The organism is Nocardia vermiculata NBRC 100427, assembly GCF_001613265.1.
Classification (GTDB): domain Bacteria; phylum Actinomycetota; class Actinomycetes; order Mycobacteriales; family Mycobacteriaceae; genus Nocardia; species Nocardia vermiculata.
This window is the reverse complement of sequence record NZ_BDCA01000003.1, coordinates 178,211-192,815: the sequence shown is the minus strand read 5'-3', so window position 1 is coordinate 192,815 and position 14,605 is coordinate 178,211. Positions and strand designations below refer to the sequence as shown.

General features: G+C 65.3%; 11 protein-coding genes. 3 read left to right on the top strand and 8 right to left on the bottom strand.

Features of this window, described 5'->3' with window-relative positions; genetic code table 11:
- The first annotated feature begins 37 nt into the window (after nt 1-37).
- Nucleotides 38-811: a queuosine precursor transporter gene (locus tag NV2_RS06670; RefSeq protein WP_067870625.1), complete on the top strand. Its 774-nt coding sequence runs from the start codon at nt 38-40 to the stop codon at nt 809-811.
- Nucleotides 812-815: 4 nt separating this feature from the next.
- Here the strand turns inward: NV2_RS06670 and tgt are convergent, their stop codons facing one another.
- From tgt to NV2_RS06635, 7 genes are all read right to left on the bottom strand, one after another.
- A complete protein-coding gene (tgt, locus tag NV2_RS06665; RefSeq protein ID WP_067870707.1) occupies nt 816-2,057 on the bottom strand; it encodes a tRNA guanosine(34) transglycosylase Tgt in 1,242 nt (413 codons plus the stop codon).
- 54 nt (nt 2,058-2,111) lie between these two features.
- Nucleotides 2,112-2,684: a hypothetical protein gene (locus NV2_RS06660; protein WP_245662484.1), complete on the bottom strand. Its 573-nt coding sequence runs from the start codon at nt 2,682-2,684 to the stop codon at nt 2,112-2,114.
- On the bottom strand, nt 2,681-3,289 hold the full coding sequence (locus tag NV2_RS06655; RefSeq protein WP_067870623.1) for a TetR/AcrR family transcriptional regulator: 609 nt from the start codon (nt 3,287-3,289) through the stop codon (nt 2,681-2,683). The genes NV2_RS06660 and NV2_RS06655 overlap by 4 nt, the downstream gene beginning before the upstream one ends.
- 125 nt (nt 3,290-3,414) lie before the next feature.
- Nucleotides 3,415-5,361, bottom strand: coding sequence for an ABC transporter ATP-binding protein (locus NV2_RS06650; protein WP_067870621.1), 1,947 nt, complete (start codon nt 5,359-5,361; stop codon nt 3,415-3,417).
- Between the two features lie 214 nt (nt 5,362-5,575).
- Complete coding sequence (locus NV2_RS06645) at nt 5,576-7,312, bottom strand: ABC transporter ATP-binding protein (protein WP_067870619.1); 1,737 nt, start codon at nt 7,310-7,312, stop codon at nt 5,576-5,578.
- Between the two features lie 88 nt (nt 7,313-7,400).
- Complete coding sequence (locus tag NV2_RS06640) at nt 7,401-7,934, bottom strand: RrF2 family transcriptional regulator (protein ID WP_067870617.1); 534 nt, start codon at nt 7,932-7,934, stop codon at nt 7,401-7,403.
- On the bottom strand, nt 7,934-8,527 hold the full coding sequence (locus NV2_RS06635; RefSeq protein WP_067870615.1) for a TetR/AcrR family transcriptional regulator: 594 nt from the start codon (nt 8,525-8,527) through the stop codon (nt 7,934-7,936). Before NV2_RS06635 ends, NV2_RS06640 begins: the two co-directional genes overlap by 1 nt.
- A gap of 232 nt (nt 8,528-8,759) precedes the next feature.
- Between NV2_RS06635 and NV2_RS06630 the strand changes: the two genes are divergently transcribed.
- Nucleotides 8,760-11,138: an MMPL family transporter gene (locus NV2_RS06630; RefSeq protein ID WP_067870613.1), complete on the top strand. Its 2,379-nt coding sequence runs from the start codon at nt 8,760-8,762 to the stop codon at nt 11,136-11,138.
- Nucleotides 11,139-11,358: 220 nt separating this feature from the next.
- Nucleotides 11,359-13,668 carry an MMPL family transporter gene (locus NV2_RS06625; protein ID WP_067870611.1) on the top strand — a complete coding sequence of 770 codons (2,310 nt, stop codon included), beginning with the start codon at nt 11,359-11,361 and terminating at the stop codon, nt 13,666-13,668.
- Here the strand turns inward: NV2_RS06625 and NV2_RS06620 are convergent.
- Nucleotides 13,661-14,596, bottom strand: a complete 936-nt coding sequence (locus tag NV2_RS06620; protein ID WP_067870705.1) for an LLM class F420-dependent oxidoreductase — start codon at nt 14,594-14,596, stop codon at nt 13,661-13,663. The two genes, NV2_RS06625 and NV2_RS06620, sit on opposite strands and share 8 nt — an antisense overlap.
- Nucleotides 14,597-14,605 lie beyond the last annotated feature (9 nt).

The window sequence follows — 14,605 nt, the reverse complement described above, 5'->3', positions numbered from 1 at the left end:
TTGCACCGCGACCCGCAGCCGGTATCGTCCACGAATCGTGAGCGAGACACGACGAACGACACCGGCCGAGGAGTCTGGACGCCCCGCGGTCGAACACGCAGCATTCGCGCAGGCCGCGGGGGGTCCCTTCACTCTGATCGTGACACTGTTCACGGCCGTACTGATGATTTCCAATATCTGCGCGACCAAGGGCGTGCAGTTCTTCACCGGCCACGAGGTATCCCTCGGGCCCATCGAGATCCTGCCGATCACCACCGACGGCGCCTTCTTCCTGTTCCCTGTCGCCTACGTCATCGGCGATGTGCTCAGCGAGGTCTACGGTTTCAAGGCCGCCCGCCGCACCATCTACTACGGGTTCGGGATGCTGGCGTTGATGGTGATCTGCTTCTGGATCTCCATCGGGTTGCCGGCCGCCGAGTTCTACGACGGTCAGGACGCTTTCCGTTCGGTCGCCGGAACCACGCCGCAACTCGTCGCCGCCGGACTGGCCGGCTATGTGGTCGGGCAGTTCCTCAACTCGGCGACACTGGTGCTGATCAAGGAACGCACCAAGGAGAAGCATCTGTGGGCGCGGCTGCTCGGGTCCACCGTCGCAGGCGAACTCGGCGACACCCTGATCTTCTGCTCCATCGCGGCCACGGCCATCGGTATCGACACCTGGGGCGCGTTCATCAACTACGTGATCGTCGGCTTCGTGTGGAAGACGCTGTGCGAGGTGCTGATCATGCCGATCAGTTACCGCTGCATCGCCTACCTGAAGAAGCGCGAACCCAGCTACGCACCACTGGACAAGCCCGCCCTCTACAGCTGAGGTCTCACAGCCGGACCCGGCCCTGCCAGCCGGCCAGGAACTCGGCCTTGAACTCGTCGTAGTAGCCGCCGTCGATACCGGCGCGGATATCGTCCACGAGCCGAATCGTGAAGCGCTCGTTGTGAATCGTGCACAGGGTCGCGGCGAGCATCTCCTTCGCCTTGAACAGGTGATGGATGTAAGCGCGGGTGTAGTGCGCGCAGGTATAGCAGTCGCAGCTCTCGTCGATCGGAGTGAAATCGCGCCGGAAGCGGGCGGTATTGATGTTGAACCGGCCCTGCCGCAGGTAGATCGCGGCATTGCGGGCCACTCGGGACGGGTTGACACAGTCGAAGGTGTCGGCACCGTTCTCGATGGCGACGAAGAAGTCCTCCGGTTCGCTGATCCCCAGCAGATGGCGCGGTTTCTCCGGCGGCAGTTCGTCGCTGCACCAGCCGACGATGGTGCCGAGCTTCGCCTTCTCCAGCGCACCACCGATGCCGTACCCGTCGAAACCCGTTCCGCCACTGCCGCGCATCGCATCCAGATCGCGGCAGGCCTTGCGCCGCAGATCCTCGTACTGCGCCCCCTGGATCACCGCGAACAGCGCCTGATACGGGCGGTGCGAGCGCGCCGCGGTGAGGCGTTCGTGTTCGTCGATGCAGCGCTGCGCCCATTCGTGGGTGCGCTGCAGCGACTTCTCCTGGTACCCACGGGTATTGAACAGTGTGGTCAGCTCGTCGAAGGCGAACATGATGTCGGCGCCGAGCCGGTGCTGAATACCCATCGACACCTCGGGCGTGAACCGGTGCTTGGAACCGTCCAGATGGGAACGGAAGGTGACGCCGTCGTCGTCGACCACCGCCAGCCGTTCCTTACCCTTGGCGATCACCTCGTCGCTCTGCATGCCGACCGCCTCCATCGCCAGCACCTTCTTGAAGCCCACCCCCAGCGACATCACCTGGAAGCCGCCGCTGTCGGTGACGGTGGGGCCCGGCCAGTTCATGAACCTGCCCAGGCCGCCCGCCTCGTCGACGATGTCGGAGCCGGGCTGCAGATACAAGTGGTAGGCGTTGGCCAGCAGGGCTTGCGCGCCGATCTCGGCCATCGTCTCCGGGAGCACCGCCTTGACCGTGGCCTTGGTGCCGACCGGAACGAAGGCCGGCGTGGCGATGTCACCGTGCGGTGTGCCGATCACCCCGGTGCGGCCGTGTTTGCCGGGCAGCCGGGTACCGATGGTGAAGGAGAACCGCTCGTGATCGGGCATCCCGACATCCTGCCAGGCGGCCTCCATCACAATGCCCCGAGTCCCCGCAGGTCTCTACCTACCCCAGCCGTCCCGCTCCGACTGCAGATGGGCCAGCAGCAGCTTGATCGACAGGACCGGCACGAACCACGCGATCGCCGCCGGAACCGGCATTGCCGCGGCAATGATCGCCAGCGACAACGTGGCCAGGGCGTAACCGACCGGCCGCCGCAGTGCCGGCGGCGCGGCTAGTACCACGGCCGCGGCGCCCAGCATGGTCAGATACACCACCAGCGCCGTCCACCAGCCGAATCCGGGGACAACCAAGGCCACGAGGAACGGTTGCACATGTACCGCGACGAAGGCGAGGTGATGGCGAGCGGTCCGGCCTGGCCGGTGAAACCAGCGCTTGGCAGAGGGCAGGGCGTTGACCGTTGCACCGCCGAACAGGTCGAACGCAACCAGGCCGATCACGGTCACGGATATGAGAGTCCAGTCGGCGGCCAGGCCCGCCACCACCGCGAAGATGGCGCCGGCGACGGCTGCACCGTAACCGAGCAAGAGTTCGGTCGGCGATGCCTCCGGCGCAATCAGCGTGGCGTTGATCCGGCGCGGGATGGACATGCTGGTGGTGGACGTGCCGGTCATGCTCGCTCCGCCGGACGCAGCCCGTTCAGGCAGATGTCGATGATGGTGCCGTCCAGACCGGCGATGGGCAGGCCGGGCTCGGCCAGCCACTGCAGCAGACAGCCCTCGATGGCACCGACGATGACCATCGAGCGGGCGGCAGCGGATCCGGGACGAATATCGCCTTCGTGTTCCGCCGCGGTGAGTAATTGTTCGATCGCCGCACGATAGCCCCGGTAGACGGCGGCCATATCCAACGGCATCGCTACATCGTCGCCGCGGCCGACACCCCACAGATCAATCATGATCCGCGACAGGTCCGGCGCCGAGGTCAACATCGCGCAGGTGGTCCGGATCAGCGTGGCCAGCCGCTGCAGCGCCGGACCGTCCTGCGCCACCGTCGCCCGCAGGCCGGCCAGGGAGTTGTCGGCGAAGTCGTCGAAGGCCGCGCGCAGGACAGCCTCCCGGCTGTCGAAAGCCAGGTAAACACTGCCCTTGGCAATTCCGGCCTCCGCCGCGATGTCCTCGATCCGGCTCGCGGCGAAGCCCTTCCGCGCGAAGACCCGGACGGCCGCAGCGAGGATTTCAGCGCGGCGAGCGTCGGGGTCGACAATCCGTGGCGACATATCAACTCCTATGACTGACTGTTCAGTCATTATAAACTCCGGTGCGCGACCGTCAATGCCCGGCGGAGTACCCGACGGCCCCGTCCGGAGGTGGACGGGGCCGTCGATGAGGGTGTGCGCGTGAGCTATACGGCGTCGACCGTCTCCTCGTCGACCAGATCCTGATCCACCGCCGCACCCGTGAACTGTGCGTTGTAGAGCCGGAAGTACGCGCCGCGATTGGCGAGCAGACCATCGTGAGTGCCCTGCTCCACGATGTGGCCGGCCTCCATCACGACGATCAGATCGGCATCGCGAATGGTCGACAACCGGTGCGCGATGACGAAACTGGTGCGATCACGGCGCAAGGCGGCCATGGCCTGCTGAACCAGGAGTTCGGTGCGGGTATCGACCGAACTGGTGGCCTCGTCCAGAATCAGGATGGTCGGCTTGGCCAGGAAGGCACGAGCGATGGTGATCAGCTGCTTCTCGCCCGCGCTGACCCCGGACCCCTCCTCGTCGATCACCGTGTCGTAGCCCTGCGGCAGTGAATGGACGAACCGGTCGACATAGGCGTCGCGGGCCGCCGCGAGGATCTCCTCCTCGCTCGCGCCCGGATTGCCGTAGGCGATGTTCTCCCGGATCGTGCCCCCGAACAGCCAGGTGTCCTGCAACACCATGCCGATCCGCGACCGCAGCCGCGCCCGGCCGACATCGGTGATATCGACACCGTCGATGGTGATGGCGCCGGAATCCAGTTCGTAGAACCGCTCCAGCAGATTGACCAGTGTGGTCTTACCGGCGCCGGTCGGGCCCACGATCGCAACCACATGCCCGGGCTCGGCGACCAGCGACAGGTCCTCGATGATCGGCTTGTCGGGCTCGTAGCGAAACGAGACCGCGTCGAATTCGACCCGGCCCCGATCCATCGGCCGCAGATCCTCCTCGCTCGGATCGGGAATCTGCTCGTCCGCGTCGAGGATTTCGAAGATGCGCTCCGCCGAGGCCACCCCGGACTGCAGCAGATTCACCATCGAACCGATCTGGGTGAGCGGCTGACTGAACTGGCGCGAGTACTGGATGAACGCCTGCACCTCACCCAGCGACAAGTTGCCCGAGGCCACCCGCAAACCGCCGACCACCGCGATCAGCACGTAGTTCAGGTTTCCGATGAACATCATCACCGGCATGATCAGCCCGGAAATGAACTGCGCCTTGAAGCTGGCCTCGTAGAGCTTCTCGTTGCGCTTGTCGAACTCGGCACCGACCTCCCGGATGCGACCGAAGGCGGTCACCACCTCGTGACCGGTGAAAGCCTCCTCGACCTGGGCGTTGACCAGGCCGGTGTACTTCCACTGATTGACGAAGTGCGGTTTGGAGCGCTTGGCGATCTGCGCGGTGACGATCACCGCGGCCGGCACCGTGAGCAGCGCGATCACCGCCAGCAATGGCGAGATCCAGAACATCATGATCAGGATGCCGATCACCGACAGCACCGACATGACCAGCTGACTCATCGTCTGCTGCAGGCTCTGCGCCACATTGTCGACATCGTTGGTGACCCGGGAGAGCACATCGCCGCGGGCATTGCTGTCGAAGTAGCTCAGCGGCAAACGATGCAGCTTGTCCTCCACCTCGCTGCGCAGCCGCTGCACCGCCCGGTTGATCACGGTGGTCAGCAGATACGCCTGCAACCAGTTGAAGACCGAGGCCAGCACATACAGCACCAGCACCAACGTCAGAACCTGGCCGACCGCACCGAAATCGACGCCCACACCGGGCGTGATATCCATCGACGCGAACATGTCGGCGAGCCGGTCCTGGCCCTGCTCGCGCAGTGAGGCCACGGCCTGATCCTTGGTCAGGCCCTCCGGCAGCTGTTTGCCGATGACGCCGTTGAAGATCAGGTTGGTCGCATTGCCCAGGATCTGCGGGCCCAGCGTATTCATCACGACCGCCGCGACCGTCAACGCCAGGATCACGGTGACAGCCACCCGATCCGGCGCCAGGCGCCGCAGCAACCGCTTCAGTGTCGGACCGAACGATTTGGCCTTCTGGCCGGGCGCACCCGGCGCCGGTGCCCCGGGCCTCATCGCCCCGCCTCCTGTGTCATGCGGGACACCCGCACCCGGACAGGCCGATCAGCAGCTGCGCCAAAGTAGCTCATCGCCCCGCCCGATAACCTGCGGGACACCCGCACCCGGACGGGCCGATCAGCAGCTGCGCCAAAGTAGCTCATCGCCCCGCCCGATAACCTGCGGGACACCCGCACCCGGACGGGCCGATCAGCAGCTGCGCCAAAGTAGCTCATCGCCCCGCCTCTTCCGCACTGAACTGCGATTCCACGATTTCCCGGTACTCCTCGCATTCGCGCAACAACTGGTCGTGGGTGCCGAGGCCGACCATGGCGCCGTCTTCGAGCACGAGAATCTGATCGGCATCGCGCACCGTCGAGATGCGCTGCGCCACGGTGATCACCGAGGATTCGCGTGTCTCCGGTCGCAGTGCGTCGCGCACCCGCGCGTCGGTCGCGACGTCGAGGGCGGAGAAACAGTCGTCGAACAGATAGACCTTCGGCTTCTTCACCAGGGCGCGGGCGATGGCCAGGCGCTGGCGTTGACCGCCGGACACCGTGGTGCCGCCCTGGGCGACCGGTGTCTGTAGTTCCTCGGGCATGGCCCGGACGAAATCGGCGGCCTGCGCGATCTCGAGGGCATGCCACAGCTGATCGTCGGTGGCCTCCGGATCGCCGTAGCGCAGATTCTCCGCGATGGTGCCGGAGAACAGGTACGCCTTCTGCGGCACCAGGCCGATCTGCGACCGCAGCAGGTCCAGGTCGGCGTGGCGCACATCAATACCGCCGACCCGAACCGAACCGGCGGTGACATCGATCAACCGCGGAATCAGGTTGACCAGCGTGGTTTTACCGGACCCGGTGGAGCCCACGACGGCGATGGTCTGCCCGGGCTCGACCCGGAAGCTGATATCGCGCAGCACCGGTTCCTCGGCGCCGGGGAAGGTGAATTGCGCACCGGACAGTTCGACGATGCCGGTATCGGCGGTGAAGGTCTCCGGTTCCGCGGGCGGCACCACCGTGGAGTCGGTCTCGAGTACCGCGGCGATCCGTTCGGCCGAGACCGCCGCGCGCGGGGCGATCATCGCCAGGAACGAGGCCATCATGACCGCCATCAGGATCTGCATGATGTAGGACAGCAGCGCCGTCAGCGAGCCGATCTGCATGTCACCGGAGTCGATGGCGTGGCCGCCGAACCAGATCACGGCGACCGTGGTGAGGTTGCTGATCAGCATCACGGCCGGGAACATCAGCGCTGCCATCCGGCCCACGAACAGGGAGGCCGAGGTCAGTTCGTCGTTGGCGACGCCGAAACGCTGCGTCTCGTGCGGCTCGCGGACGAACGCCCGCACCACCCGGATGCCGGTGATCTGCTCACGCAGCACCCGGTTCACCACGTCGATGCGCTGCTGTACCCGGCGGAATCCGGGCACCATCCGCACGATGATCAAGCTCATCGTCAGCGCCAGGATCGGCACCGCGACCAGCAGAATCCAGGACAATCCCAGATCCTGGCGCAGCGCCATGACGATGCCGCCGATGCACATGATCGGCGCCATCACCAGGATGGTCACACTCATCACGACCAGCAGCTGCACCTGCTGCACATCGTTGGTGTTGCGGGTGATCAGCGACGGGGCACCGAAGACACCGACCTCACGCGCGGAGAAGGTTCCCACCCGGTGCAGCAGTGCCGCCCGGATTTCCCGCCCGGCCCCCATCGCGGCCTGCGCACCCAAATAGACCGACATCGCCGAGGCCACGATCTGCACGGCCGATACCAGCAACATCCACAGACCGGTGGTCCAGATGTAGCCGATATCGCCCTTGGTCACGCCGTTGTCGATGATGTCGGCGTTGAGACTGGGCAGATACAGCATCGCGATGACAGAAACGAGCTGCAACGCAACAACCCCGGCGAGCTGGGTGCGATAGGGGGCCATAAAGGCGCGCAGCAACCTGATCAACATGATGGATGCAGGCTACCTGGATTCACGGCTGATGTCGGGAAATTTTTCTACCGAGAAAACAGCCTCGACCAGCGCCTAAACGATTATATCAAGAGCTGTGACGGCCACCGCTGCCGATATCGGCACGCGCAGTACCGGTCTCGGTGCTCGCGGTGCCGGCCGGTGCGGGCCGCCGGGTCCAGGCACCGGGATCGCGCACCAGGTCGGTGATGAAATCGGGCAGCTCACCGGTCGCGATATCGGCGATCGACACCTGCTCGAGCACCACGCGGATGTTCACCCGCAGCGCGATCCACACCCGCTGCAGCGGCTCGGCCACACCGGAGTAGACGACATCCTCGGGCCGCTGCCCGCGGACCGAGGCCAGCGGACCCTCGACCGCGCGGATCACATCGGCGACGCTGATCTGCTCGGCCGGGCGGGCCAGCCGGTAGCCACCGTCGGGACCACGGCGGCTGACCACCAGATCGGCGCGGCGCAGTTCGGCGGCAAGGGATTCCAGCACTTTCGGGGAAATCCCCTGTGCGGTGGCGATAATCTCGGATTTCACCGAATGCGGTTGGGTGCGCGCGATTTCCAGCAGCATTCGCACGGCGTAATCGACTTTCGCGGTGACGTGCACTAGCGCTTCCCCGTACCGGTCAGCACCGTCAGCGCGGAATCGAGCAGCACCTGCTCGATGAGATCGTCAGCGGCATCGGGGACGAGTTCGTCCGACCACAGCACCGTGCTCAATACCTCCAAAGCTGCACTGGCGCGCAGCAGGGCCTCGGCAGACGGATCCGCGCCCGCCAGCCATTGGCACAACCGCCGGTGCATATCGAGCATGTCCGGATAGATGTCGCCGATGGCGTTGATGATGGCCACCGTATCGCGCACGCACATCGCCGCGATCGCGCGGTGCCGCAACTGGGTTCGCAGCTGATGTTCGAGCACCTCGCGCACCCGCCGCTCGTTGTGCGGCTGCCCCTCGATCTCGTCGACCACGCGCTTCATATCGTCGAAGATCGGCTCGATGATCGCCAGCAGCAGATCGACCTTCGAGGCGTAGTGATAGTAGAGCGAGGCTTTTGTGATTCCCACCGCATCTGCGACCTCACGCAGGCTGGTCTGCTCGAAGCCCTTGGTCGAGAAAAGTCTGAGCGCGGCCTCGCGAATCGCATCTTTAGTGCGTTGACCTGCAACGACAGATCCGGAGGTTGTTCGGGCGCTCATCGGATGATCCTCTCACCACGCGAAGGGTGGGCCAGTGACAACCCCTTAAATCGAGGTTGTTCCTCCGCTTATCGATTCGGTAGTCTACCTACCGCACGGTAGGCAAAGCACGTCGATGGAGGCGGCGCCCGCTCGGCGGCCGCGGTAGTGCTGTCTACGGGGCGTAGAACGTAGAACCCAGCACCGCACATGAACTCAGCACCGCACACCAGCTATCGCTAGGAGATCCCGCGTGTCCGTGTACCTCTATCGGTGGGGGAAGTTCGCCTTCCGCCGGAAATGGATCGTGCTACCGGTCTGGTTGCTCATATTCCTGATACTGGGTGCACTGGGCGTCGGGCTGCAGAAGCAGAGCCAGGACGACTTCAACATGCCGGACCTGCCGTCGCAGCGGGCCACCGACATCCTCACCGAACAGTTCGGTAAAGACGCTGCCAAGGCATTCAGCTTCGACGCCGTCACCGGGACCTATGTGGTGCGTGCGGAACACGGCAAGCTGACCGATCCGGACAACCACAAGGCGCTGACCGCGCTGGCCCAGAAGATCAATCAGCTCGACATCGTCGACAAGTCCAAGATCGAGATGGACCCCGCCCACCCGGGTGTGCTGATCGATCCGGTCACCGCGACCAAGGCCATCGGCTGCCTCGACGGTGATCGCACCAGCGAAGCGTTCATCGCCAAATGCGGTCTGGCGCCGGTGAACGTGCTCGGCAAGAACAACAATGCCGATACCGTCGCCTACTTCAGCGTGCCGTTCAACCTCGAGTCGTTCTCCGACGTCACGCAGGCCGACCGGGACAAGGCGTACGACGTCGCCGACGAAGCCCGCCAGGCCGGCCTCGAGGTCGAGATGAGCGGCAGCATGGCGACCGAACAGGTCGAGATGGGCGGTGCCTCCGAAAGCATCGGCTACGTCGTCGCCTTCCTGGTCATGATGGTCGCCTTCGGCGCACTCATCGCCGCCTTCGTACCGATTCTCACCGGCATCGTCGGTGTGGGTATGGCCTCCTCGCTGATCATGGCGGGCACGTCGGTGGTGAATATCCCCAGCTTCACGCTGATTCTGGCCTCGATGATCGGTATCGCGCTGTCCATCGACTACGCACTGTTCATCGTCTCGCGCTACAAAGCCGAACTCGCGATCCAGGATTCGCCCGAAGAGGCCGCCGGTGTGGCCATCGGTACCGCCGGCTCCGCGGTGGTCTTCGCGGGTATGACCGTCATCATCGCGCTGTGCGGACTGAGCATCGTCGGCGTCAGCTTCCTGACCTGGATGGGCCTGGGCGGCGCACTCGCGGCGTTCTTCGCGATCCTGGTGGCGCTGACCCTGCTGCCCGCGGTGATGGGCGCCTTCGGCAAGTACCTGTTCAAGCCGAAGCTGCCGCTGGTGGCGCGCACCGACACCGAGGACGACAACACCGTCACCAACGGCAAGCGTTTCGGCCGCCTCATCGCCAAGGCACCGTGGGTCACCCTGGGCGCCAGCGTGATCGTGCTCGGTCTGCTCGCCGCACCCGCGGTGAATCTGAGCCTGGGCCTGCCCGGTGAGGACAGCCAGCCCGAGACCACCACGGTCCGCAAGGCCTACGACCTGCGCACCGAAGGATTCGGCGAGGGCACCAACGGCACTCTGATGGTGGTCGCGGATCTGTCGAACGTGAAGCCGGAACAGCGCAAGGAAGCCGTGCTGGCCCTGCGTGACCGGCTGAGTTCCTACGACGGCATGGACTTCGTCACCATGCCGACGACCAACAAGCTGGACGCGAAGAAGGCTCCGGACTTCGCCGCGAGCACCGGCGCCCAGCTCACCGCGGTCCCCAATTCCGGACCGAACGATGAGAAGACCCAGGACCTGGTCCAACACGCGCGGGATGCCGAAGCGGAACTGCAGGCGAAGTACGGCATGGAGTACGGCATCACCGGCTCCACGGCCATCTACTCCGATGTGTCGACCGCACTGCTCGGCAAGATCGTGCCCTATATGACGATCGTGGCGATCGCGGCATTCCTGCTGCTGGTACTGGTGTTCCGCTCGATTCTGGTGCCACTCACCGCGGCACTGGGTTTCCTGTTGTCGATGGCGGCCACCTTCGGCGCGACCGTGCTGATCTTCCAGCAGGACAAGCTGGGCCTGATCGGCGACGAGCATCCGATCGTGAGCTTCCTGCCGATCATCATGATCGGGTTGGTCTTCGGCTTGGCGATGGACTACCAGGTCTTCCTGGTCACCCGGATGCGTGAGGAATACGTGCACGGCAAATCGCCGACGGAGGCGGTGATCTCGGGCTACCACCACGGTGCCCGCGTGGTCACCTCGGCGGCGATCATCATGATCTCGGTCTTCGCCGGCTTCGTGATGATGCCGGATGTGACGGCCAAGTCCATGGGCTTCGCACTGGCGGCCGGTGTGCTGTTCGACGCCTTCCTGGTGCGAATGGTGCTGATCCCGTCCCTGCTGGTCATCATGGGCAAGTGGGCCTGGTGGATGCCGGCGTGGCTGGACCGGATCCTGCCCGATATCGATGTCGAGGGCACCAAGCTGCGCGAACTGCAGCAGCGCAACCGCGACACCGCCGACGAGCAGAAGGAGCCGGTACCGGTCAGCTGATCCGATCCGCGCTCTCGGGCCCCCATCCGCACAGCGGGTGGGGGCCCGCCCCGTATCCGGCACGGGCAGATCTCGATCCGGCGAGGTTCTTGATCTGACCGCACCTGGACAGCAGACTCGGAACTGATGCTCTCCCGCTAGGCAACCGCACAGCTCGTTCAGCGACCGGCCCCGGTTCGCGTTCGTCCGGATTCGAGGCCCGCGACCACTAGGAGCGCTCGTGTCCGTCTATCTGTACCGGTGGGGAAGATTCGCCTTTCGGCACAAGTGGATCGTGCTGCCGGTATGGCTGGTGCTGTTCCTGGTCGTCGGCGCGCTGGGCACCCAGCTGAAGGAGCCGATGACCGACGACTTCTCCATTCCCAACCTGCCGTCCGAACGCGCCACCGAGATCATGGACCAGCATTTTCCTGGCATGTCGGAGGCGTTCAGCTTCGATGCGGTCACCGGCACCTACGTCTTCGCGGCCGCACCCGGTCACAAGCTCACCGACCCTGCCGAACGCGAGGCAATGGGCACGGTGCTGACGAATCTGGCCGGTCTCGACATCGTGGACCACAGCACCCCGCTGATCGATCCGGTCGCCGCGACCGAGCAGATGGGCTGCCTGACCCCGGATCGCAGCTCACCCGAATTCACCTCCCGCTGCAGCGCGGCGCCGCTGAACGTGTTGAACACCGAACAGCCCGATACCGTCGCGGTGCTGACCGTCCCGTTCACCATCCCGACATTCACCGATATCACCCAGGCCGATCGCGACGCCGCCTTTGCGGCCGGTGATCAGGCGCGCGCGGCCGGGCTCCGGGTCGAGATGAGCGGTTCGCTGGCCACCGAGCAGGACCAGCCCAGCGGGCAGGCCGAGATGATCGGTATGGCGGTGGCGCTGATCGTGATGGTGATCGCCTTCGGCGCCATCGTCGCTGCCTTCGTACCGATCATCACCGCCGTGGTCGGCCTGGCCATGGCGACCTCGGTGATCTTCCTGGGCACGTCGTTCCTGTCGATCCCGAGCTTCACCACCTTCCTCGCCTCGATGATCGGGATCGCGCTGTCCATCGACTACGCGCTGTTCATCGTCTCGCGCTACAAACACGAACGGGCGACGCAGAGTTCACCCGAGATCGCCGCCGGTACCGCACTCGGCACCGCCGGTTCGGCCGTGGTTTTCGCGGGTGCCACGGTGATCATCGCGCTGGTCGGTCTCGCGATCGTCAATATCCGGTTCCTGACCTTCATGGGTCTGGGTGGTGCGGTCGCGGCGGCTTTCGCGGTGCTGACCGCGATCACGCTGATGCCCGCGATCCTCGGCGCGTTCGGGAAGTTCCTGTTCACACCGAAGATTCCCGGTGTCGCGCAACACGATCCGGAGGACGACACCGTGGTCACCAACGGTATGCGGGTGGCGCGGGTGATCGGCCGCTGGCCGGTGGTGACGCTGATCGTCAGCATCGTGGTGCTCGGACTGCTGGCCGCCCCGGCACTGAACATGAACCTCGGCCTGCCCGGCGAGGACAGCATGCCCACCGACACCACGGTCCGGCAGGCCTACGAGCTGCGCACCGACGGCTTCGGCGAAGGCAGCAACGGCAAACTGCAGATCGTCGCCGACCTGTCCGACGTGCCCGAAGACCAGCGGCAGCCGGCCCTCACCGCGCTGCACGACGAGCTGGCCGCCTATCAGGGCATGGACTATGTGACGCAGCCGCAGCTGAGCCAGGACGGCGCCGGAGCGTTGCTGACGGCCGTCCCGACCACCGGGCCCAACGACCAGGCCACCAAGGATCTGGTCCGCGATGCGCGCGACGCCGAGTCCGGGCTGCACGAGAAGTATGGCCTGGAATACGGAATCACCGGCACCACAGCGATTTACGCCGATGTGGACCATGCGCTGCTGAGTAAGATCGTGCCGTATCTGGCCATCGTCGCGGGCGCGGCGTTCCTGTTGCTGATCGCCGTATTCCGTTCGGTGCTGGTGCCTTTGACCGCGGCGCTGGGGTTCCTGCTGTCGATGGCCGCGACCTTCGGCGCCACCGTGCTGATCTTCCAGGACGGTGCGCTCGGATTGATCTCCGAGCCCGGCCCCATCGTCAGCTTCCTGCCGATCATGTTGATCGGGTTGGTCTTCGGCCTCGCCATGGACTACCAGGTCTTCCTCGTCACCCGAATGCGCGAGGAATACGTGCACGGCAAACCCCCGAAGGAGGCGATGATCTCGGGCTACCACCACGGTGGCCGCGTGGTGACCTCCGCCGCGATCATCATGATCTCGGTCTTCGGCTCGTTCCTGCTGGAATCCAACGTCACGGCCAAATCCATGGGTTTCGCACTCGCGGCCGGTGTGCTGTTCGATGCCTTCCTGGTGCGCATGGTGCTCATCCCGTCTCTGCTGGTCCTGATGGGCAAGGCCGCCTGGTGGATTCCGGGATGGTTGAGCCGGATCGTGCCGGATATCGACGTGGAGGGCGCGAAGCTGCGCAGCCTGCACGCCGACGATCCGGACGAACCGCGGGACCCGGTGTCGGTCAGCTGAGCTGGGGCGCTATCTCGGCCGCGACCAATTCCAGGTGATCGAGGTCCGACAGGTCGAGAACCTGCAGGTAGAGACGGGTGATACCGGTGGCTTCGCGGTAGCGGCCGATCTTGTCGACCACCTCGGCGGGGGTGCCGGCCAGGCCGTTGGTGCGCAATTCGTCGACCTCCCGGCCGATGGCCTGCGCGCGACGCGCGATCTCGGCCTCGTCGCGTCCCACACACAGCACCTGGGCGGCGGAGCGCACGATCTCGTTCGGATCCCGATCGATCTCACGGGCCGCGGCGGCGACTCGATCGAATTGCGCCGCAGCGGTCTCCGCGTCCGCGAACGGGAGGTTGAACTCCCGGGCATACCGCGCGGCCAGGGCCGGAGTGCGCTTCTTCCCGGCGCCGCCGATGATCACCGGCGGCCCGGGGCGCTGCGCCGGTTTGGGCAGCGCCGGACTGCCCTGCAACTCATAGTGTTTGCCGAGGAAGTCGAAGGTCTCGCCTTCCGGCGTCTCCCACAGCCCGGTGATGATCGCCAACTGTTCGGCGTAGCGGTCGAACCGTTGCTTCACCTCCGGCAGTTCGATGCCGTAGGCACGATGCTCGTCGTCGAACCAGCCCGCACCCAGACCGAGCTCGATGCGACCGCCCGACATCTGATCCACCTGGGCCACCGAGATCGCCAGCACCGAAGGATGCCGGAAGGTCGCTGCGGTCACCAGCGTGCCCAACCGGATCCGCGAGGTCTCCCGCGCCAGCCCGGCCAGGGTGATCCAGGCATCGGTGGGACCGGGCAACCCGGACACCCCACCCATCTTCAGATAGTGATCCGACCGGAAGAACGCGTCGAACCCGGCGTCCTCGGTGACCTTGGCCACTCGAAGCAGATCATCGTAGGTGGCACCCTGCTGCGGCTCGGTGAAAATTCGTAGCTCCACGCGCACCAA